This window comes from Roseateles amylovorans, from assembly GCF_025398155.2.
Classification (GTDB): domain Bacteria; phylum Pseudomonadota; class Gammaproteobacteria; order Burkholderiales; family Burkholderiaceae_C; genus Roseateles; species Roseateles amylovorans.
In genome coordinates this window covers 2,837,135-2,858,062 of record NZ_CP104562.2, presented here as the reverse complement: position 1 = coordinate 2,858,062, position 20,928 = coordinate 2,837,135, and the positions used below count along the sequence as shown (strand labels likewise).

General features: G+C 68.8%; 15 protein-coding genes. 9 read left to right on the top strand and 6 right to left on the bottom strand.

The window, feature by feature from the left end; translation table 11 throughout:
* The 7 genes from N4261_RS12075 to N4261_RS12045 all read left to right on the top strand — a co-directional run bounded on the left by N4261_RS12075 (position 1) and on the right by N4261_RS12045 (position 10,100).
* Positions 1 to 1,086 (top strand): SpoIIE family protein phosphatase, encoded by a 1,086-nt coding sequence (locus N4261_RS12075; RefSeq protein ID WP_261760379.1) that lies wholly within the window; start codon positions 1 to 3, stop codon positions 1,084 to 1,086.
* The gene (locus N4261_RS12070; RefSeq protein WP_261760378.1) at positions 1,083 to 1,970 is read left to right on the top strand and encodes a sensor histidine kinase; all 888 of its coding nucleotides are present in this window, start codon (positions 1,083 to 1,085) and stop codon (positions 1,968 to 1,970) included. The genes N4261_RS12075 and N4261_RS12070 overlap by 4 nt, the downstream gene beginning before the upstream one ends.
* Positions 1,967 to 3,958 (top strand): hybrid sensor histidine kinase/response regulator, encoded by a 1,992-nt coding sequence (locus tag N4261_RS12065; protein ID WP_261760377.1) that lies wholly within the window; start codon positions 1,967 to 1,969, stop codon positions 3,956 to 3,958. Before N4261_RS12070 ends, N4261_RS12065 begins: the two co-directional genes overlap by 4 nt.
* A 257-nt stretch (positions 3,959 to 4,215) precedes the next feature.
* Complete coding sequence (locus N4261_RS12060) at positions 4,216 to 4,680, top strand: hypothetical protein (protein ID WP_261760376.1); 465 nt, start codon at positions 4,216 to 4,218, stop codon at positions 4,678 to 4,680.
* Positions 4,671 to 6,413, top strand: coding sequence for a hypothetical protein (locus N4261_RS12055; RefSeq protein WP_261760375.1), 1,743 nt, complete (start codon positions 4,671 to 4,673; stop codon positions 6,411 to 6,413). Before N4261_RS12060 ends, N4261_RS12055 begins: the two co-directional genes overlap by 10 nt.
* Positions 6,414 to 6,591: 178 nt before the next feature.
* Positions 6,592 to 7,248, top strand: coding sequence for a hypothetical protein (locus tag N4261_RS12050; RefSeq protein ID WP_261760374.1), 657 nt, complete (start codon positions 6,592 to 6,594; stop codon positions 7,246 to 7,248).
* Positions 7,245 to 10,100 (top strand): OTU domain-containing protein, encoded by a 2,856-nt coding sequence (locus tag N4261_RS12045; protein ID WP_261760373.1) that lies wholly within the window; start codon positions 7,245 to 7,247, stop codon positions 10,098 to 10,100. The genes N4261_RS12050 and N4261_RS12045 overlap by 4 nt, the downstream gene beginning before the upstream one ends.
* Before the next feature lie 93 nt (positions 10,101 to 10,193).
* Here N4261_RS12045 and N4261_RS12040 read toward each other — a convergent pair whose 3' ends face one another.
* Positions 10,194 to 12,434: a TonB-dependent receptor family protein gene (locus N4261_RS12040; protein ID WP_261760372.1), complete on the bottom strand. Its 2,241-nt coding sequence runs from the start codon at positions 12,432 to 12,434 to the stop codon at positions 10,194 to 10,196.
* Between the two features lie 513 nt (positions 12,435 to 12,947).
* On the opposite strand from N4261_RS12040, the gene N4261_RS12035 reads away from it, so the two are divergent.
* Positions 12,948 to 14,291: a PQQ-dependent sugar dehydrogenase gene (locus tag N4261_RS12035; RefSeq protein WP_261760693.1), complete on the top strand. Its 1,344-nt coding sequence runs from the start codon at positions 12,948 to 12,950 to the stop codon at positions 14,289 to 14,291.
* A 201-nt stretch (positions 14,292 to 14,492) separates the two neighbouring features.
* Here N4261_RS12035 and N4261_RS12030 read toward each other — a convergent pair whose 3' ends face one another.
* Both N4261_RS12030 and N4261_RS12025 read right to left on the bottom strand, forming a co-directional pair.
* Positions 14,493 to 15,008, bottom strand: coding sequence for a pyridoxamine 5'-phosphate oxidase family protein (locus N4261_RS12030; RefSeq protein ID WP_261760371.1), 516 nt, complete (start codon positions 15,006 to 15,008; stop codon positions 14,493 to 14,495).
* A 35-nt stretch (positions 15,009 to 15,043) separates the two neighbouring features.
* Complete coding sequence (locus N4261_RS12025; RefSeq protein ID WP_261760370.1) at positions 15,044 to 15,238, bottom strand: DUF6496 domain-containing protein; 195 nt, start codon at positions 15,236 to 15,238, stop codon at positions 15,044 to 15,046.
* A 181-nt stretch (positions 15,239 to 15,419) separates the two neighbouring features.
* Here N4261_RS12025 and N4261_RS12020 point away from each other — a divergent pair, with 181 nt between their 5' ends.
* Complete coding sequence (locus tag N4261_RS12020; protein WP_261760369.1) at positions 15,420 to 18,077, top strand: catalase; 2,658 nt, start codon at positions 15,420 to 15,422, stop codon at positions 18,075 to 18,077.
* A 478-nt stretch (positions 18,078 to 18,555) separates the two neighbouring features.
* Here the strand turns inward: N4261_RS12020 and N4261_RS12015 are convergent, their stop codons facing one another.
* The 3 genes from N4261_RS12015 to N4261_RS12005 form a co-directional block, all read right to left on the bottom strand.
* Entirely contained in the window at positions 18,556 to 18,855 is a 300-nt protein-coding gene (locus N4261_RS12015) for a hypothetical protein (RefSeq protein ID WP_261760368.1), read from the bottom strand.
* Positions 18,856 to 19,059: 204 nt separating this feature from the next.
* Entirely contained in the window at positions 19,060 to 19,626 is a 567-nt protein-coding gene (locus tag N4261_RS12010) for a hemerythrin domain-containing protein (RefSeq protein ID WP_261760367.1), read from the bottom strand.
* Positions 19,623 to 20,318: a PAS domain-containing protein gene (locus N4261_RS12005; protein ID WP_261760366.1), complete on the bottom strand. Its 696-nt coding sequence runs from the start codon at positions 20,316 to 20,318 to the stop codon at positions 19,623 to 19,625. The genes N4261_RS12010 and N4261_RS12005 overlap by 4 nt, the downstream gene beginning before the upstream one ends.
* Positions 20,319 to 20,928 lie beyond the last annotated feature (610 nt).

Genomic DNA, 20,928 nt, shown 5'->3' with positions numbered 1-20,928 from the left:
ATGCGACCGCACGTGCGCTTTGCCATCGAGGACATCAGCCAGGTGGGAGAAGCGCGTCGCGCCGCCCATCGGCTGGCACAGGAACTCGCCTTCGACGAGGCCGCCGCAGGCCGCCTGGCGCTGATCGTCACCGAACTCGGTACCAACCTGGTCCGCCATGTGGGTCCCGGCCGGCAGGCCGCGCTGCTGATCGGCGTGGACGAGGCGTGCGACCTCCCCGCCCCTACAGGCGAGGCGCGCCGGGGCGTCAGCGTGCTCTCGCTCGACCAGGGGCCCGGCATGGACCTCGACCGCTGCCTGCGCGACGGCTACAGCACCGGCGGCACCTCCGGCACCGGGCTGGGCGCGGTGCGCCGCATGGCGCGTCGCTTCGGCGCCTATTCGGCGCCCGGCCGCGGCACGGTGATCGCCGCGCAGGCTGCGGCGGACACCGATCGCTCGAGCCAGGGCGCCTCGCCCACGCTCGCGCAAGGCCCTTTCGACATCGCCGGCCTGAGCCTGGCCGCACCCGGTGAAACCGTCTCCGGCGACGCCTGGACACTGCGGCGACTGGACGACCGCTGGCTGCTGATGCTGGCCGATGGCCTGGGCCACGGCATTGCGGCCGCCGAGGCAGCGGACCGGGTGGTGGAGCTGACCCATCAAAGCAGCTGCCACCAGCCCGCAGCCATGCTGGAGGATGCCCATGACCGCATGCGCAGCACCCGTGGCGCGGCGGTCGCCGCGGTGGCCATGGAGATCGAGCTGCCCCGCCTGCATTTCGCCGGCGCAGGCAACATTGCCGGACGCCTGATTTCGGGTGTGTCCGATCGCACCCTGCTGTCGCAGCATGGCACGCTGGGGGTACAGGTGCGCCGATTGCAGGATGTCGCCTACGACTGGCCCGCGCACGCGGTGCTGGTGCTCCATTCAGACGGCATCATCACCCGATGGCATCTGGAGGACACGCCCGGCCTGCTGCAGTCCGATCCTGCGGTCATTGCCGGCTGGATCCTGCGCGATCATCTTCGAGGCCGCGATGACGCCACCGTCGTCGTCGCGCGCCGCCACCTCTCACCCCCCGCCCGCCCGACCGCCACACCATGACCGACGCCATGCCCATCGCCGACGATCCCGCCGCCCTGCGCGCGGCGCTGTCGCAAGCGCAGGCGCAACTGAGCGCCCTCCAACAGGAGCTGGACGAGACCAACCGCGGCGTGCTGGCGCTGTACTCGGAGCTGGACACCCAGGCCCAGCAACTGCGCCAGGCCACCGAACTCAAGAGCCGTTTCCTGGCCTACATGAGCCACGAGTTCCGCACCCCGATCGCCTCCATCCGCAGCCTCACCCGGCTGCTGCTGGACCGGGTGGACGGTCCGCTGACCGAGGAGCAGGAAAAGCAGATCACCTTCATCCGCAGCACATCGGAAGAATTTGCGGAAATGGTGAACGACTTGCTGGATCTGGCCAAGGTCGAGGCGGGTCGCATCGACATCTCGCCCGCCTGGTTCGAGCTGCTCGACCTGTTCGCCGCCCTGCGCGGCATGTTCAAGCCGGTGCTGGTCAATCCGGATGTCCAGCTGATCTTCGAGGAGCCGCAGACCACCGCGCAGCTGTTCACCGACAACGCCAAGCTCTCGCAGATCCTGCGCAACTTCATCTCCAATGCGCTGAAGTTCACCGCGCATGGCGAGGTGCGCGTGAGCGCCGTCTGCGACGAGGACGGCGCGATGACCTTCTCGGTCAGCGACACCGGCATCGGCATTGCGGAGGAATTCCATCAGGCGATCTTCCAGGACTTCGTGCAGATCGACTCGCCGATCCAGAAGCGGCTGCGCGGCACCGGGCTGGGCCTGTCGCTGAGCAAGCGTCTGGCCGAGCTGCTGGGCGGCAGCGTGGCGCTGCGCAGCGAGGCCGGCAAGGGCTCGGTGTTCTCGGTGACGGTGCCCCAGCGGCTGCCCGACAGCGTCCCGGAAGGCCTGGGCGCATGACCGAGCCGCGCGTCATCGACCGCTCGCAGCACCGGCTGCTGGTCGTCAACGACGATCCGATCGGTCGCTACACCACCGTGCGCCTGCTCAATGCGGCGGGCTTTCCGACGCTGGAAGCCGCCACCGGCACCCAGGCGCTGGAAGAGGCCGGGCTGGGCGTGTCTGCGGTGGTGCTGGACATCCACCTGCCCGACATCGACGGCTTCGAACTCTGCCGACGGCTGCGCGCGCAGGCCAGCACCTTCCGGCTGCCGGTCATCCACCTCACCGCCGCCTTCCTCACCGACGAGGACAAGGTCCGCGGCCTGGATGCCGGTGCGGATGCCTACCTCACCCATCCGGTCGAGCCGGCGGTGCTGGTCTCCACCATCCAGGCCTTGGTGCGCACCCGCGCGGCCGAGGAGGCGATGCGCCGCAGCGAGGCCAAGTTCCGTGCGGTCTATGCCCAGGCGCCCAGCGGCATCTGCCTGCTGTCGGCGCAGGACGGCACCGTGCTGGATGCGAATCCGGCCATGCTCGCGCTGCTGGGGCGGGACAGTCTGGCGGTGGTGGGCCGCCCGCTGCGCGAATTCGTCGCACCGGGCGATCTGGCACGGTCCCAGAGCTTCTTCAACGGCCTGGGCGCGGACGGCGTGCAGGCCGAATTCGCCCTGATCTCGCCGCTCGGCCATGCGGTGCAGGTGGAATGGTCGGCCTCGCCCCACATCGAACCGGGGGTGTGCATGGCGATGGCGGTCGACATCTCGCAGCGGGTGCAACTCGCCGAGCAGCGATTGCAGCTGCTGGACCGCGAACGCAGCGCCCGGGGCGAAGCGGAGCGGCTGAGCCGGTTGAAGGACGATCTGATCGCCGTGCTCTCGCATGAACTGCGCACGCCGCTCAACGCCATCATGGGCTGGACCCATGTGCTGCAGCGGCACAGTCCGCCCGATCTGCTGACCAAGGGGCTCGCGGCCATCGACCGCAATGTCAACATCCAGGCACGGATGATCTCCGACATCCTGGACATGTCCCGGCTCAATGTCGGCAAGTTGCCGCTCAGCCTCGAACAGGTCACGGCCGGCGCGGTGCTGCGCAATGCCGTCGCCGCGATCCAGCATTCCATCGAGGAAAGCGGGCATCAGCTGGTGCTGGACCTCCAGGGCGAGGACCTGGTGCTTCATGCCGACAGCGGCCGGCTGCAACAGGTGCTGTGGAACCTGCTCGGCAATGCCGCGAAGTTCTCCCCGCGGGAGACGGCCATCACCCTCACCCTGAGGCCCCAGGACGGCGGCGCCCTGATCGAGGTGCGCGACCAGGGCCAGGGCATTGCGGCCGAGTTCCTGCCGCATGTGTTCGACCGTTTCACCCAGAGCGATGCCGCCAGCAATCGCCACCACGGCGGACTGGGCCTGGGGCTGGCCATCGTGAAGAGCCTGGTGGAAGCCCACGGCGGCTGGGTACGGGTGGACAGCGACGGCACCGGCCAGGGCACCCGCATCGCCTTCTGGCTGCCCGGCGCCGAGCTGGGATCCGTCGATCCGTCGGCCGATGCCGAGACCGGCAGCGGCGCCTTGAGCGGCTATGGCGAACTCAACGACGCGCCGTCGGTCGCGCTGCCCGGCCTGCGGGTGCTGCTGGTGGACGACGATGCCGATGCGGGCGCCATGCTGCGCCTGATCCTTGGCGAACGCGGCGCGCGGGTCACTTCGGTCCAGAGTGTGGATGAAGCGCTGCGCACCCTGACCGAGCGGTCCTTCGATCTGCTGATCAGCGACATCGGCATGCCGGGCCGGGACGGCTATGAACTGATTCGCGACTGGCGTTCACGCGAAGCGGAAGGCCCCCAGCCGCCGCGTCGCCTGCCGGCCATCGCGCTCACCGCGTTTTCACGCGAAGTGGACCGCCAGCAGGCGCTGCATGCGGGCTTTGATGCCCATCTGTCCAAGCCGCTGAAGCCGCAGTTGCTGTTGCGCGTGGTCGAGGAACTGTCTCAACGTCCGGGCTGAGCACGCGCTCGAGGGCGAACCGAATTGAACGCCTGGTTCAGTTGACACACTGAGCGAGCTTCGCCACTGCTGCGACCGCCCAGGTTGGTTCATCGATGTCTCCTACCTTCCGCCCGGCTGCCATCGAAGCCGGGCCGTTCACCGCCCCCATTCAGGCGCAGCGCGCTGCCGGCGAGGACCGTCCGAACGACCCCACGGCCCGACGCCCGACACCCGACGAGTCCCACCCGCCGCAGCCGTCCGCCACTGCAGCCAGATTGGCCGACGCCATCCCGCCGGATCTCCCAACGCTGTGGCGTCCCATGACCCGGCATTGGCGAACCGCGTTGTCCGAGCTGGCCACCCGCGTGCATGCGCGGTGCGAGGAGCAGCCCGATGCGCAGGACATCGACCGCGCGCTGGCCGCACTCACCGCCCTGCTCTGCCAGCACCTCGACGATCTCGACGCGCAGGTCGCGCAGATGACGCAGGTCGCGACGGAGGGCCCCGCGAGATCAATGCCGGTCGCGTCGCCCGGCCCGCGCACCGACCGGACGGTGTGGCAGGAGCTGCAGGCGCTGCGGCAGTCGCCGACGCTGCGGCTGATCGAGCACAACCCCTTCCTCCGACTCGACCTCACGCCCAACCTGGATCAGCTCCTGCGCCGATGCGAGGCCCATGCGCAGGCGCAGGCGCAGGCGCAGACGCAGACAATTCAGCAGGGAGTCGTGCCATGCCGCTGATCCGTTGGGCCAGTGCCGACGTGGTCCCGAAGCACACGCCATCGGCCCCGGTGGCCGCATCCAGCTCCAGCGGCGCGCTGGTCGAGCGCCGCGGGCTTTCCCCGTCGCAGACCCAGTTCGTGGAAGACGTGCTGAGGCGCGGCGGCGCACTGCTTGAGGAGGCTCGCCAACCGCCGCCAGCCGATCTCGGGCTCAAGAGCGACGAACACGCGCGCCTGGACGCATCGGCCGCCGCCGCGCGCCGCCGACGCCGCCCCGCTGCGGGCGATCGCGTGGATGTGGATGCGCATGCGTTCGGCACATTTTTCTCGGGCGACCGACTGGCGCGGATGATGCAGCCCCACGGTCGCGATGTCGAATTCAGGCGTGCCCAACTGCGCGCGGACTGGAGCGCCCTGCACCAGGCCGCCGACGCACTGAAGGACGAGCCCTTGAGCGGCCACTTTCACCCAGCCGCCCGTCAGGTGGAACGGCTGGCCCAGACTTTCCTTCAACACGCCGCCAGCCATCGGGCGCGAGACGGGCAGGACGCCGACCGCCTGGATGTGGCCACCTCCCAGGTCAAGTCGATGCTGGTCCTGGTGCGTCAGTCCATGCAGCAGCATCTGGACGCCGCGCTGAGGGATCAGGTGGCCGCGCAGCCATCCCTGCGCGCAGAGGCCCGTCAACAGCACGCGCTCATGCTCTCGCAGCGCTTCGGGGCCGTCGCCGCGCCAGGCGGCAGCTCCGACGTCGAGCTGATCCGCAATGCAGACAGGCGCATCGCCTACGCCTTCAAGCCGGTCGCCGGGGAGTCCAATCAGACGCTGATCCCTCCAGGCGGGGGCGCCATGCGCGAAGCGCTGTGCGCTGCCGCCGGGCGCGAGGTGCTTCGGCAGACCGGCCTCGACCTCGGCTTTCCGGAGGTGACGCTGGCCGTGATGTCGGGCCATGTCGGCGCGCTGGTGGACGGACTGCCCGGCGAATGCCTGGATCCCGAGGCCTTGATGGCGCGGGTCGACCGTGAGTCGATCTCGCCGCAAACGCATCTGGAACTCAAGGTCCGCGGTGATGAAGTGGCGACCTGTCTGGCCCCGGTGGAACTTCAGAAGGTGCTGCTGGCCAATCTGCTCACCGGCAACCTGGATGTGAAATGGGGCAACGTGATGGTGGACCCGGCCGGCCGCTGTCGGCCCTTCGACGGCGGCACGGCGTTCCCGACCGCCGCACAGATGGCGATGTCCGTCGCCCTGGGCGTGCAGCCGTCGGCCATGGGCTACCTGCCGTTCTCCGTGTCGCCCGCCGCGGCATCGGTGGAGATGAACCGCGGCTTGGTGGAGGCGGTGCTGCGCATCGATCCGCAGGCCTATGCCGCGGCCCTGCAGGACGCGCGGTCCGATCTGTTGAAGTCGATGGACGGACTGGCGCGACGGGACCGATCGGGGACGTCAATCGACACCCCACGCCTGCTGACCGAGGCGGACGTGCAGCGCGGCGTGGCGTCGCTGCGCCTGGTGCAGGACGTTCTTCGCAGCGCTCCGCGGATGACGATGAACGCCTTCGCCCGGCAGTTCAGTCAGCGCGCCGCCACACTGACCTCGGCCACCGAACTGGAAGCCCTCCAGCGCCTGCAGAAGGCCGATCCCAGGCTCGCTCGGAAGGACCGGGCCGCGTTTGTGGCGCGTTTCGAGCAGGCCTGCGCGGCGACTCAGCCGGTCCGGCTGAGCGAACGCCCGACCGAGATCAGGGGCTGACCGGGCCGCGTCCGCGCGCCGGCTGCGCGCTCGCCGACGCGTTGATCGGTCTGACCGTGAACGCCGGAGCACCTGGATCGGCTTTCGTGGGCCCGGCGGCGAACAAGTTCTTCCCTTCGAATGCAAACCCTTTATCCATGTGACACCACCAAGGGGCTTCCACCGCCCGCAGGAGTTCATGGCCTTGTCCACCCATCCCCACGACCATGCCGCGGCCGCCGCATCGCCGGATGCGCGCCCGCCGCTGCCGCAGCCCGGCGTTGCCGCCCGCTTGGCAGACACCCCCTGGCGCGACCGGCTTGATGACGTCGCCCTCGATGACACCCCACCCGCTGCCTCAGCGCCACGTCCTCCGCACGATGACGTCGGCGCCCGCCGCCGGCCCGCCGCGTCCAGGACGGCGGCGGCGCTCACCACACCGCCGTCGACGCCGCGATGGCTTGAGGCCCTGGCGACCTGGCAGCGCGGCCAACACCAGATCACCCAGGCGCTGGAGGAACTGACCCGAACGGTCATGGCACGCTGCAACGGCGAACCGGATGCCGACGAGATCCAGACGGCGTTGTCATCCCTCACCGACCGCCTTCCCACCCGCGACGCGGTGTTGTTGCGACTGCTCGAAGGGGGCGATCCCGCCGTGCCGCCGCTGTCGCCGCAACGTCGCCTGAGCGAGGCACTCGCCACCATCGCTTGCTATCAGGAAGCCCTGGACGACGAGTTGCTGGATGAGCTGGAACACAACGGCTTTCTGCACTGCAGCCTGCGCCAACCCTTGACCCAGGCGTTGGACGACACCCTCGCCCACCTTGTCCCCTCCACCCACGTCCGCCCATGAGAACTCTTCATCACGCCGCTTCATCGGGTCATTCGGCATCGCCGGATCTGCCGCTCAAGGACCGGGCCGGCGCCGGCGCGCCAACCGGACTTCCCCGCCCCCAGCTCAGCGGCCCTCAAAACCGCTTCATCGCCGACATGCTGGCCAAGCATCGCGCCGGTGTACCTCAGATCGCCACGGACGGCCCGCTGAGCTACGCCGCGCCCGGCGCGTCCAGCTTTGACGAGAACTTCTCACCCGCCAAGCTGGAGAAGATCCAGGCGCTGTTGTCCAAGCGCAAAGGTCTGCCCCTGTTTCGCAAGAATTCCACCGGCAGCTTCCAACCGATCCTGGATGCGGCCAAGGCGCTTCACTCCGCCCCTCAGGAACGGTTCTGGGAACAGGCGAGATCGCTGCAGCATCAATTGGTGCGCTACCTCACGCCCGAGCGACGCAAGCGGCTGGACACGCCGTCCGGCCATCTGCTGAATGCGTCGCAAGAGGTCAGCCGCGCGCGCGCCTCCACGGCGCATCGGATGCTCAACGATCTGCGTCATCTGATTCAGCACGGCATCCATGAAGCCCATCCGCAGCGCTACAGCGCGACACCCTCCTCCAGCCAGGCGCCCATGACGTCGTTTGCGAAGGCGATGGCGCGCGAATTCGGGGAGAGCAAGGCCCAATGCGGCGACGGCATGCGGCTCATCCACCAGGCCGACGGGGGCGTTGCCGCCATCTTCAAGCCATTCCCGACCGGGGCGTCGCACGCCGATGTGCCGCCGGTGAACAAGCTGTTGCGCCAGGCCCTGTGCCACAGCGCCAACGAGACCGTCCGCCAGCAGACCGGGTTGGATTTCGGTTTTCCGGCAGTGGCCTTCTCCCGGATGGACGACCAGCCCGGCGCGCTGATCGAAGGCATCAATGGCCGTTGTTTCGATACGCGCGCGCTGGCCGACCGGCGGCGCGCGGGACTGACGGATCACATCGGCATGGAGCGAACCCTCGCCCGCTGGAACCAGGAACTGGGCACCGTGCCCGCAAGGGAACTGCAGCGGGCCATGCTGGGGCATCTCGCCATGGGAAGCACCCAGTTGTCCTGGGACCAGTTGGAGGTGGACCCGTCTGGGCAATGTCGTGCCAAGGGCGGACAGACCGCCTTCCCTGAACCCGGCACCGGCCCCAACAATCCGAACCCGGCCGCCGCCCTGTGCAGGGACCTGGACGGCAAGGCGCTGCCCGCCGCCAGCAAGCCGATCGACAGCCAACTGCGCAAGGCCTTCCTCAAGATCGATCCCGAAGCCCTGCAAGCCCAGTTGACCCGGCACCGCGACGACTGGCTGAGGACGCTGGCGTCCACGCTCGACCGCTCGGCCGACGCGACAGTGAACCAGCCGCCCTGGCGTGAGCTGATCAGCGACGAGGCCATCGCGCACACCTGCGGCCAGATCCGCGCGCTGCAGACGCACCTGGCCAAGCAGCCACAGGCGACCATGGCCTCGCTGGCCGAGCATGCCCCACCCGCCAAGGATGTGTTGGCCAAGCGGGGCGATGTCAGTCTGCGGGCGAGACAGGTCGCCCCCCCCACCGACTTCGAGGCCGCATCGGGGTCGGACCGACCGGCTGTCGCTGGGCATCGACCCTTCGGCAACCGCCTGCCCGCCGGCATCGTGCAGCGGCTGGCCCACTTCGAGCCGTTGAAACGGTCGGAATCCGACGCGACCCCGCAGCCAGGCGAGCTCCCCCCGCCGTCGTCGGCGCAGGCACGCGCCGCTTCCTCTCGACCGAACGGCTCGGGCATTCCGGAAGTGGATCTTGAGGCCTGGAATGAACTCTTCGGCGAGGACGAAGTCCCCGGCAGCCGGCGCTCGGCCTCATCGTCCAGCTCGGCTCCGCTTTCCAGGCAGGATTCCGGGATCGACAGTCCGCCCTCGTCGCTGCCCACCAGTGACTACGCGGAGATCTCGTCGCCCGTGATGGGGCGCCGCAAGGAGAAGGCGGCCCCCCTCCAGTCCTCGGCACGAGACTCCGATCCGGTGTACGCCCAGGTGTTGCCGAAGGCTCAGCGACCCCGTCCGACCGGTGCGCCACCCCAACCTCCCCGGCCGACCTCTTCATCGGGGCCGTCATCGGAGCCGTCGGATGCACCACCACTGCCGCCGTTCTCGCGTCAGTCACTGCGCCCGTCACAGCGCCCGTCACAGCGACCGTCACAGCGACCGTCACAGCGACCGTCGTCGAAGCCCTCCGTTCGGTTCTCGTTGCCGCCCTCCGAAGGCGCTGCGGGCCGCCCTTCAGCGTCGTCCACCACCGTCCGCACGTCCACACCGCCGCGCGTCGGTCGCTCTGCGCCATCGAGCACTGCGCCGACCATCGACGTCGAGCGCAGCAACAGCGTGCTGGTCAAGGCCGCCGCCACCTATATCCGCGAGATGGGCAGCTGGGCGAACCTGGGCGGGGAACTGGCGCCGCTGGCCATCACCAACCTGCCGGGCTGGCCGGCCAACCGGTCGCTGCAATTCCTGAATGCAGGCGACCGCAGCGAACTGATTCGTTACCCGCAGGGCAGTCAGGCGGAACCGGTGCAACTGTTGCGCGATCCCCAGCGAGAGCACTACACGCCCCTGCTCCGCGGCGAGCCGGTGGAGGTGGCCACCGATGGCGACTGCTTCTATCGCGCCATCCTGAAGGGTCTGGGCGATGACGCCCCGCTGTTCCGCAAGACACTGGGCCTGCCGGAGAACGCCACCGAGCAGCAGGCGGTGCAGCGTCTTCGTGAACGCCTGGCCACCCACATCGAACAGCAGGCCGAACACTACAAGCCGATCGTTGCGCTGTTGGCGGTCGTCGGCACGCCCAACGAGATGACCATCTAGCTCACCCGCTGTCACCTACGGCCCGCCCGTCCCCGATCACGCCGGCAGTCGCCGCGTGTACCGGGGGCCCGGGCGCGGTTCCAACCGGGCGCTTCAGGCGCCCGGTTTCATCTCGAACTTCAAGCCCAGCCAGAACGAGCGTCCCGGCGCGGGTTCGTAGAAGCGGCCATTGCCGTCGTTGACGATCACGCTGCCGACGTAGCGGCGATCCGCCAGATTGTCGATCCGGGCCGTCAGCGACCACTGGCCATGGCCCACTCGCCAAGCCTGGCTCAGCCGGAGATTCACCAGGCCATAGCCGGCCGCCCATTCGCTGTTGATGTCGTTGACTGCGGTGCGTTTCACGCCGCGCCACTCCATGGCGCCTTCGGTGTCGCTCGCCCACGCCGGCTTCCAGGCCAGTTCCGCAAAAGCACTGCCGCCCTGCGTGCCCGCGATCCGGTTGCCCGACGCCACCGGCACATTCGCTGCCGCACAGGGTGTGCCGGTGCAGGTGAGGAAGGCATCGCGGTAACGGGCCTTGAGGGTGGACACCGCCCACTGGGTGCGCCAGGCCGGCGCCGGCTGCCAGGCGGCCGACAGCTCCGCCCCGCTGCGCCGGGTGCGGCCCACGTTCTGAAAGCTGGACCGGCCTCCGCTGTTGGTGAGCACCCCGATCTCGTCGCGGGTGGTGACATGGAAGGCGGTGGCGTCCAGCGCCAGGGTGCCGCGTCGCCATTTGAGGCCCAGCTCCTGCTGAAGGCTCTTCTGGGGCTTGAGCGCGGTGTTGAAGCCCCCCAGCCCGTCGGCGCGGTAGGCCAGCTCATTGAGCGTGGGCGATTCAAAACCGCGGCCGATCGACGTATGCAGCAACAGCGCCGGCGACAGCCGCCAGCCCAGCCCCAAGGCGGGGTTCGCATAGCTGAAGCGCAGTGCGCCCGAGTCGTCGCCGTTGGCCAGGTACCGATCCCGCGCGCTCATGCGCACCTGCCCGGCGCGCACGCCGGCACTGGCGGACACCGCTTCGCTCACCGCCATTTCCAGCTGCGCATAGGCCTCGCGGGTGGTCGCCCGATTGTCCTCATCCCGACGCAGCGCGCCGGTGACGCCAAGCTGCTGAGACGCCCCGATGCCGATGAAGTTCTCGTAGCCCTGCCGGTCGTCGCGTTGCCGCTCCAGATTCAGCCCGGTGGCCAGCGTCGCGTCGCCCAGGCGCCAGCGCAGTCGCGCATCGATCCCGTCCTGCCGCCGATCGAAGTCCACCACCCCGCCGCCACTGCCCGGCGCCGCCTGCGCGCCGGTGGTGATCGACTGCCACTGCGTCACCGACCGGCGACCGACATAGGCGGTCAGGCCACTGTCGACCAAGGGCCCCAGGCCATCGAACTGATGCACCCATCGCCCTCCGAGCTGCGTCTGGCTGGCGTTCTTGCGGGTATTGAACTGCAGGGCCTGCGGCGTCGTCTGGTCTGGATCGGCCGCGAACTGGGCGGCCGTCAGCCCCAGCGGATCCTGGGCACGCTGGTCGATGTCGCTGAACAGCAGCAACACGCGATCGCGCGTGCCCTGCCAGCCCAATCGTCCATTGACCAGCGTGCGCCGGGCCTCGCTCTGCGGTCGAAACCCATCCACCTCCAGACCTGAGACGCTGGCCTGCGCCTCCCATCCCTGTCCGAAGGGCGTGCCGGCCGTCAGCCGCGCTTGTCGCAGGCCGGCGCTGCCGGCGTCCAGATCCAGGCCGAGCTGTGGCGCCTTCACTGGTGCGCTGACCAGCGCGATCACGCCACCCGAGCTGTTGCCATACAGCGCGGAGAACGGTCCCCGCAGCACCTCGATGCGTTGTGCCGACGCCAAATCGAAATGCGTGACCTGACCCTGCCCATCGGGCATGGTCGCCGGAATCCCATCGGTGTAGAGCCGCAATCCGCGCACACCGAAAGCGGCGCGAGCGCCGAAGCCACGCGACGACAGCTGCAGGTCCTGGGCATAGTTCTGGCGGTGGTTGGCGGTAATGCCGGGCACCCGCGTCAGCGCTTCGGACAGGTTGATCATCGGCCCCGCCTCCCGCAGCGTTTGCGACTCCACCACCGACACCGCATACGGTGCATTGGCCAGCGCGCGCTCGGACACACTGCCGGACACCACGACCACCGGGAGCGTGACGCCGGCCTGCGGAGCGGCATCTACCTGCTGCTGTTGCTGTTGCTGTTGCTGTTGCTGGCCATCTTGCGCGCGAGCGGGCACGGCTGCGGCAGCACAAGCCAAGGCCCATGCGGCGGCGGATGCGGTCACCGTGCGCCCGACGCGCAACGACGAAATCGACACCACGGTCCCCGTGGCCCAGGGCGCTCGCATGCGGGCGAAAGCACGCGATCGCTCCGACGTGATACGCGTCGCGCCTGCATCGTGCAGGACCGAGCTCCGGGCCGTGGCCATCTGCCGCGCCCGCTCAGCGCGCGGCCGCTTCGCGCGGGCATGTTCCTCTTCGCGGCCACCAGTCTGGCAGCCTGGGCCCAACGGGCGCTTCGTCATCTGTGTCCTTCCAAATCAATCCGGCATTGCTGGCCCTGGACCGGTCCACCACGGTCCCGAGGCGCGCGAATGGTATCGCCCTGCACCTGAAAGCGATGACCGCATCAGCCCCACGCCATGCCAGGCATCTCGCTTGCCATGGAAGTTGCGAATCACCTTCACCCCTGCTTTTTTCAGGAGACCGGAATGGCCAAGCAGAGCGGTCCGACCGCCCCGTCCGAACCCCGCGCCGATCGTCGCGCACGCCGTGCCCGAGGCGCCCGTCGTCAGCCCAGCCTCACCTTGATCGGTGCGATGACGCTGACCCTGGCCGTGGTGCTGATCGGCGACATCGGCATGAATGTCGCCCGCGCCCTGGAGGCGCAGCCGGCCACGCCGCCGGGCTTCGGACCCAATCCCGCCTTGCCGGAGCCCGCCAAGGCGCTGGTGCCCACGATCAACGTGGCCAAGGCCATCGGCTGGCCCACTGGCGTTCAGCCGCAACCGGCCGCTGGCCTGAGCGTGGTGCGCTTCGCGGAGAAGCTGGATCACCCGCGTTGGATCTATGTGCTGCCCAATGGCGACGTGCTGGTGGCTGAAACCAATGCACCGGTGCGCCCAGACGACGGCAAGGGCCCGAAGGCCTGGGTCGCCAAGCAATTCCAGAAGCGCGCCGGGGCGACGGTGAAGAGCGCCAACCGCATCACGCTGCTGCGCGACACCAACGGCGACGGCGTGGCCGATCAACGCTTCGTCTTTGCCGAGGGCCTGAACTCGCCCTTCGGCATGGCCCTGATCGGCAACCAGTTCTACGTGGCCAACACCGATGCGGTGGTGCGCTTCCCCTACAACGAGGGCCAGACGCGACTGGCGGGCTCGCCCACCAAGCTGGCCGACCTGCCCGGCGGCACCATCAACCACCATTGGACCAAGAGCCTGATCGCCAGCGCGGATGGCAGCAAGCTCTACGCCGGCATCGGCTCCAACAGCAACGTGGCCGAGAACGGCATGGCCGCGGAACAGCGCCGTGCCGCGATCCTGGAGATCGACGTCAAGACCGGCGCGACCCGCGTCTTCGCCAGCGGGCTGCGCAATCCGGTCGGCATGACTTGGGAGCCGACCAGCAAGGCGCTGTGGGTGGCGGTCAATGAACGCGATGAACTCGGCGACGACCTGGTCCCCGACTACATCACCTCGGTGCAGGACGGCGGTTTCTACGGCTGGCCCTACAGCTATTACGGCAAGCATGTCGATGTGCGGGTCAAGCCGCCGCGGCCCGATCTGGTGGACACCGCCCTGGTGCCCGACTATGCCGTCGGTGCGCACACCGCCTCGCTGGGCCTGACCGCCTCGGACGGCAATCGGCTGTCGCAGACCTATGCGCACGGCATGTTCATCGGCCAGCATGGCTCCTGGAACCGTAAGGAACCGTCGGGCTACAAGGTGGTCTTCGTGCCCTTCGTCGGTGCCAAGCCGAGCGGACTGCCGATGGATGTGCTGACCGGCTTCCTCAATGGGAAGGGCGAAGCCATGGGGCGTCCCGTCGGCGTGGCGCTCGACAAGCAAGGCGCCTTGCTGGTGGCCGACGACGTCGGCAATGTGATCTGGCGGGTCACCGGATCGGGCAGCTCAACGGATCCGGCGTCCGGCACCACCGTGCCCGCCACCACACCGCCGCCCGCAGACGCAGCTTCGCGCTGAGCTCGAGGTCACGCGTCGACACCGAGCGCGCCAACACGCGCTGCAAACACAACGAGGCCCCGGCAAACACCGGGGCCTTTTGTATTTGCGGGCGGGATCGCCATCCCTGATCACGCCCTCCACCGAGGGGTCAGATGTCAGGGCAGCGGCGGGTGCGGTGTGGCCGCTGCCGCCGTGCGCCTGGCGCCGGTGTCGCTCCAGTCAACCGCCGACGCTCAGGGCGGCGCCACGCACCAACAGGCTGTTCGACGATTCCCAGTACTCGCTGCGATCCGGCGTCACCTTGAGCGCGGCCAGCCGCTCGGACTCCGGCCCTTCGGGAAAGAACGGACGGGCCTGCTGGGTCCACAGTTCGCGCAGCCGTGCCTTGTCGTGCAGCAGCTCGCCGCGGCCGGCGATGGAGACATACACCGAGCGCACCTCATCACTGAAGCTCAGGTTGACGCGTCGATAGCGCTCATGCGCTGCGTCGTCGTCCGGGTGATGCTCGCAGAAGAACCACAGGGCGCCGTCAGCATCGAGTTCCAGCAGCGTCATCGGCTTGCTGTCGATCGAGCCGTCCGCCAGCACGGTGGCCAGCATCGCGATCCGCTGTCCGGCAACCAACTGGGACAGGCGCGATCCGCCGGAGATCGCTGGCTGCTCGGCCTGGGGATGGGTCGGTGTCAGCGGATCGGTGCCGGTGGCGGAGGGGCGGTTCTGGGCGAGTTCGCTCATGGGCGTTCCTTGGGATTCAGGGGATTCAGGGGAATTCAATGACCGGTGTCGGCGCGCTTCGCCGGCACCTTGGCACCGGCCTCTCGCGCCTTGGACAAGCCGATCGCCACCGCCTGCTTGCGGCTGGTCACCGTCTTGCCGTCCTTCCCGCTCTTGAGCTGGCCACGCTTTTCCTCGTGCAACGCCTGCGCGACGGCCTGCTGCGCCTTCTTGCCGTACTGGCTGGTCATGGTGGTCCTCCTGATTTGAATGGAATGCCGAAGATCGGCAACCCGCATGCCGAGCATCCGGCCTCGATGGCGTGCGATTCCGATGCCCCCGAGGCATGCGGGTTGCCGAACAAGATCGACCCATGCCCGCACAGCCGCGGACGATCTTGCACCGCACACCCCCACACACCGAGGACACGACATGGCCAACCGCAAATCCGATGCTCCCGCCCCGACCGGCACATCGGCCAAGACAGCAGGCGCTGCTGCAGCGCCCAAGACCGCGAAGACAGGAAAGACCGCCCCCGCCACCGAGGCGCCTTCGAATGGCGCGAAGGCCGGCAAGACCGCGCCCAGTGCCAAGGCGGCCAAGGCACCTGGCGCTAGCGTCGCCACCGCCAAGCCCGGCGCGTCGTCCGTGCTGGGCGACGGCATCGGCTCCGCGCTGAGCACCGTCGCCGGCCCGGCCCAGGGCGAGGTGACCGCGCCTGAGGGCGCCACCGAAGCGCAGGTGCGCCTGGTCCGCAAGATGGCCGGCACCGACACCTTGGCGCGCGGCACGCCCTCCAATCCGCTGAAGGCGGCCGAGCATGGTCGCGACAACGCCGTGCATCCGCAGGCCGGCGTGCCGGTCGACGCCCCGGATGAGGAGGTCGGCGCCAGCACGCTGAGCGAGGACTTTGCCTCCGACAAGGTCGGCGACGGCATCCCCGAAGCGGGTGAGAACCCGACCAACGATTCGCTGGATCGGGTGCGGGTGGATTCGACCGGCCGGGTGCTGACGACCAATCAGGGTGTGCCCGTCGGCGACAACCAGAATTCGTTGAAGGCCGGGCTGCGCGGTCCGACGTTGATGGAAGACTTCATCCTGCGGGAGAAGATCACCCACTTCGACCATGAGCGCATTCCCGAACGCGTGGTGCATGCCCGCGGCTCGGCGGCGCATGGCTACTTCGAGTCGTATGGCGCGTTGGATGACCTCACCATCGCCGCACCGTTCGAAGCCGCCGGCAAGCGCACGCCGGTCTTCGTGCGCTTCTCCACCGTGGCCGGCGAGCGCGGTTCGGCCGACACCGCCCGCGATGTGCGCGGCTTTGCGGTGAAGTTCTACACCGAGCAAGGCAACTGGGACCTGGTGGGCAACAACATGCCGGTGTTCTTCATCCAGGATGCGATGAAGTTCCCGGACCTGATCCATGCGGTCAAGCCCGAGCCGCACAACGGCATGCCGCAGGCCGCCAGCGCGCACGACACCTTCTGGGACTTCGTCTCGCTGATGCCGGAATCCACCCACATGCTGATGTGGGTGATGTCCGACCGCGCCATTCCGCGCAGCTACCGGATGATGCAGGGCTTCGGCGTGCACACCTTCCGGCTGGTGAATGCGCAGGGCGAAGCCCATTTCGTGAAGTTCCACTGGACGCCACGCGCCGGCACCCATTCGCTGGTGTGGGACGAAGCGGTGAAGCTGGCCGGCGCGGATCCCGACTTCCATCGCCGCGATCTCTGGGAGGCGATCGAAGCCGGCCAGTATCCGGAATGGGAGCTGGGCCTGCAGGTCTTCACCGAGGAACAATCGGAACAATGGTCCTTCGACATCCTCGATCCGACCAAGATCGTGCCGGAGGAACTGGTGCCGATTCGTCCGGTGGGCCGCATGGTGCTGACCCGCAACCCGGACAACTTCTTCGCCGAGACCGAGCAGGTGGCCTTCTGCACCGCCCACATCATTCCCGGCATCGACTTCAGCAACGATCCGCTGCTGGCGGGCCGCATCCACTCCTACCTGGACACCCAGATCACCCGACTGGGCGGCGCCAACTTCCACGAGATCCCCATCAACGCGCCGATCGCGCAGGTCCACAACAACCAGCGTGACGGCCTGCACCGCCAGGCCATTCCGCGCGGCCGTGTCGCCTATGAGCCGAACTCGCTGGCGGGGGGCTGTCCGTTCCAGGCCGGCAAGTCGGGCTTTGTGTCCTACCCCAAGGCGATCCAGGGTGAGGCCCTGCGAGGCAAGCCGGAGCGCTTTGCCGAGCACTATGCCCAGGCCACGCTGTTCTGGCAGAGCCAGAGCGAGGCGGAGCAGGACCACATCGTGGGCGCCTTCCGTTTCGAGCTGACCCGTGTCCAGACGCCGGCCATCCGCCAACGCGTGCTGGCCATGCTCCGGCATGTGGACGAGACACTGGCCACACGCCTGGCGGACGACCTGGGCATGGACCTGCCCGCCCCGCTGCCGGACCTGTTGGGAGACAGCGGCGTGGGCGCCCCGGTGGCGGGCGCCGTGCAACCGCCGGAGGTGACGCGCTCGGACTCGCTGTCCTTGCTCGACCGTCCCGGCGATGGCGGACTGTGGGGGCGCCGCGTGGCCTTGCTGGTGCATGAGGGCATCGACGGCGCGCGGGTGCGCGAGGTGCATGAGGCGGTGCTGTCGGCCGGCGGCGTGCCGCGTTACATCGGCCACCGACTCGGCGATGTGAGCACGGCCGAGGGCGATGTGATCCCGGTCGAGATCACGCTGGAGACCGCGCCGGGCGCGCTGTGGGATGCGGTGGTGCTGCCCGAGGAAACCGACGATGCGCCGCATCTGTCGCGCTCCGCCCAGGCGGTGGCCTTCGTGCAGGACCAGTATCTGCACTGCAAGCCGCTGCTGGTGCTGGGGCATGACAGCGCCTTGCTGGCGGCAGTGGGTGCGCCAGGGTCAGTGGATGAGGCCGACGGCGATCCGGCCCTGTTCTTCATGGATCCGCCCGCCACGCCGGAAGACGGCACCGATCTGGCCACGGTGACCGCCTTCCTGACCAGCCTGGCCGGTCATCGCCGCTTCGAGCGGGAGATGGATCCGCCGCAGCGCTGAGGCCGACACCCCAGCCATGAAAGACGGCCCGGCCGGGCCACCTCATGCGGCGATGTCCGCATGGGGTGGCCCGGCCGGCCTCATTGGGCGAGCCAATGGCCGGCCGCCACCGCAGCGCCTCCGACCGAACCGCTGGACGATCGGCCGACAGGCAACCGACTCGCGTCAGGCCGTCCCGTGCGCGGCTTCGGTGGCGGCCTCGGCGGGCGCTGGCGGCGACGTTGTGCGGGTGCTGGTCCTGGTGCTGGTCCTGGTGCTGGGCGTCGGCCTCGGTCGCCCGCAGCGCCATGTCCATGCGGTCCAGCCTGGCCAGCGACACACGGGCCGCGCCCATTGCCTCGACCCAGCTCTGCAGCCGTCCCAACGCCTGAACGCCCACCCGCCCCCGGGCCTGCTGCGCGGTCCGTTCGGCGCGGTCGATGAGGGTCCAGACCGCGGGCGACGCGCCTTCGTCCACGTCCGCGTCCGATGCCATGTCCTACGGGGCGTCGGTGCGCTGGAACCGTTGTCCCGCCTGAGCAATCTCCGCTTGCAAGGCGGAGTAGCGACGCCACATGTCGGGATGGCAGTCGGGATCGAAACGCGCCCGCTGAAGCAGCCAACGGGCCGAATGATGCAGCGGCGAGCCTTCCTGCGGCGAGCCGTCCACCAGACCCTGGCGGAGGGTGGCGATGTCCTCACGCAGTTGATCGGCCGCATGACCACGCACCGTGTCCACGCAATGGGCCGCCTGGCTGAGGTAGTACGCCGTCAGGACCGCGAGGGTCTGATGGGCCACCTCGGAAGGGCCCGATGGGTCTGACGCGGCTGATGAGGCCGATGCGGCTGAGGGGCCGTTCGGGCAGCCATGCCTGCATGAAACCTGGGCGTGCCACGCCCGAGGCGCTCGACGTTCGTGAGGTTCCGATCGCTGTTGTGGTTGTTGTTGCGGTCGCGGTCGCCGTTGCGGTCAACCGGTCGTCCGGTCATCCCATCAACGCACTCATCGAGTCTCCGCGCCGCCCGGCGGCACGTTGGACGTCATGGCCTTCAGCTCATCACTCCACTGCTGCTCCAGCTCAGCCCGCCGACGGCGCCAGGCGGTGGACAGCGACGACCAATCCATGCCGGACGAATGCGTGAGTTGCGGCAGCAGTCCCTGCTCCACATCCTTCACATGGTGCTCGACATAACGGCCCAGGACGCCCACCAGCGGCACGAACTGCGGATCCTGCGCGGTCATGCGGCGCAGCTGGGAAAGGAGGATGCGCACCACCAGTTGCTCCACCTCCGCTTCATGAATCAGTCGGTGTTCCGTCGGCCCGGTGGCTGGGCAACGGCGCACCGCCGGATAGAACAGCTCTTCTTCCAGCGTCGCATGAAGCCGGATCAGCGCGCAGGTGCGCCGCACCAGCACCTCGCAGGCCTGGACATCCTGCTGAGCCCACAGCCGGTCGAACTGGTGAAACGCATGCAGCGCCCGCTGGTGGTCGTCGACCAGCAGCGCCACCACTTCGTCGCGCGCGGCCAGGTCGGCCCGAACATCGCCTTGCAGAAATGCATGACTCATGCTGCGGCTCCTTCCCCGATCCCGAGGGCTCGATGCTGCATGCGCGCCGGGGCGGCGTGATCGTCGTGATAGCGCTTGGGGCCGTCCGGATGCACGCCCGGATCGTCGCCATGCTCATGCGGCAAACGGTCCGGTGCCGGTGACGCCGGGCCGGGGGTCGGTGCCGGGCTGGGAGCCGCGGGCCGCTCCTCCTTCGGTCGCGGCGCCGGCGCTGCCGCCCTCAGCGTCGAGACCGGAAGCAGAGGCGAAGTGGCGGTGGGCGTGGGCGTGGGCGTGACGCTCGGTGTGGCCCACAGGTATTCCCAGGACGGCTCGATCTCGGCATCCGCATCAGGTCGGAGTTCGCGCACCGCTTCCACGACACCGAAGCACTGGAAGCGCGCGCTCTCGGCATCCCAGCGGCGGAATCTCCGGTCGCGGACCTGATAGAGATGGAGGTCGGCACCCAGCATGCGGTATTCACGCAGATGCCCGTCGCCATGGGGCAGATCCTCGGAGAAGAAGGGCCGCGGTACTGCGGCGGCATCCGCCGGCAGGACCGCATGATTCCACTGCAGCGGATCGTCCAGCAATGCTTGCGCACGCAGGCCCAGCAGCGCCTCGACCGAGGCACTCACATGCAGCAGACGCTGATTCGCCACATCGGCGCACCAGAACACCTGCCACGGGGTCTCGAAAGCCTTGTCGTTCATGTGATGGATCTCCTTGAACCGATCGAGGCAATCCGGATGCCGCCCGTTCGGCGGCCTCCTCTTCCGACACGTGTTCCGTCTCGTTTTTCGTCTCGTTTTCCGACTCGTTTTCCGACACGTTTCCCAACCCGCTTCCCGACCCATCCCCGCGGCCATGCGGGCCGACCTCCCCGCGATCGAATGCCAAGCGGGCGCGCCAATTGCAGTGACCTTGCCGCAAAGGCGCCATTCATGCAACGCCGCACTGTCGCGGCGACATCGGCGCTGTCGCAGGAATGATGCGTCAATGGCGCGTCATCCGGCGACCTGGCCCATGAGGATTCCCATGATCGAGCACCCTGCCCCCCGCTGTTCGGCGGCCATGAGCGCCGTATCGACGGCCCTGTCGTGGATCGCTCACCTGCCCCCGCCACGATCGGACGCGCGTCCCAGCCGCGCACACAGCATTCCGCCCTCACCTCCGCATCCCGACGAGGTGCCCAGCGTGCCGCCTCCGCCGCACGGCCCGCCCACCGAGCCCGAACCCGGCCCGCCCGAGGTGATTGATCCCCCGTTGCCGGAGAACCCGGTGCCCGTGCGCGAACCGCCGGTCATGCCGACGCCGATGGCG

Excerpts from the sequence above, each read along its gene's own strand:
- N4261_RS12075 (WP_261760379.1), top strand. The coding sequence starts at position 1 with ATGCGACCGCACGTGCGCTTTGCCATCGAGGACATCAGCCAGGTGGGA.
- N4261_RS12070 (WP_261760378.1), top strand. The coding sequence starts at position 1,083 with ATGACCGACGCCATGCCCATCGCCGACGATCCCGCCGCCCTGCGCGCG.
- N4261_RS12065 (WP_261760377.1), top strand. The coding sequence starts at position 1,967 with ATGACCGAGCCGCGCGTCATCGACCGCTCGCAGCACCGGCTGCTGGTC.
- N4261_RS12055 (WP_261760375.1), top strand. The coding sequence starts at position 4,671 with ATGCCGCTGATCCGTTGGGCCAGTGCCGACGTGGTCCCGAAGCACACG.
- N4261_RS12050 (WP_261760374.1), top strand. The coding sequence starts at position 6,592 with ATGGCCTTGTCCACCCATCCCCACGACCATGCCGCGGCCGCCGCATCG.
- N4261_RS12045 (WP_261760373.1), top strand. The coding sequence starts at position 7,245 with ATGAGAACTCTTCATCACGCCGCTTCATCGGGTCATTCGGCATCGCCG.
- N4261_RS12040 (WP_261760372.1), bottom strand. The coding sequence starts at position 12,434 with ATGCGAGCGCCCTGGGCCACGGGGACCGTGGTGTCGATTTCGTCGTTG.
- N4261_RS12035 (WP_261760693.1), top strand. The coding sequence starts at position 12,948 with ATGAATGTCGCCCGCGCCCTGGAGGCGCAGCCGGCCACGCCGCCGGGC.
- N4261_RS12030 (WP_261760371.1), bottom strand. The coding sequence starts at position 15,008 with ATGAGCGAACTCGCCCAGAACCGCCCCTCCGCCACCGGCACCGATCCG.
- N4261_RS12025 (WP_261760370.1), bottom strand. The coding sequence starts at position 15,238 with ATGACCAGCCAGTACGGCAAGAAGGCGCAGCAGGCCGTCGCGCAGGCG.
- N4261_RS12020 (WP_261760369.1), top strand. The coding sequence starts at position 15,420 with ATGGCCAACCGCAAATCCGATGCTCCCGCCCCGACCGGCACATCGGCC.
- N4261_RS12010 (WP_261760367.1), bottom strand. The coding sequence starts at position 19,626 with ATGAGTCATGCATTTCTGCAAGGCGATGTTCGGGCCGACCTGGCCGCG.
- N4261_RS12005 (WP_261760366.1), bottom strand. The coding sequence starts at position 20,318 with ATGAACGACAAGGCTTTCGAGACCCCGTGGCAGGTGTTCTGGTGCGCC.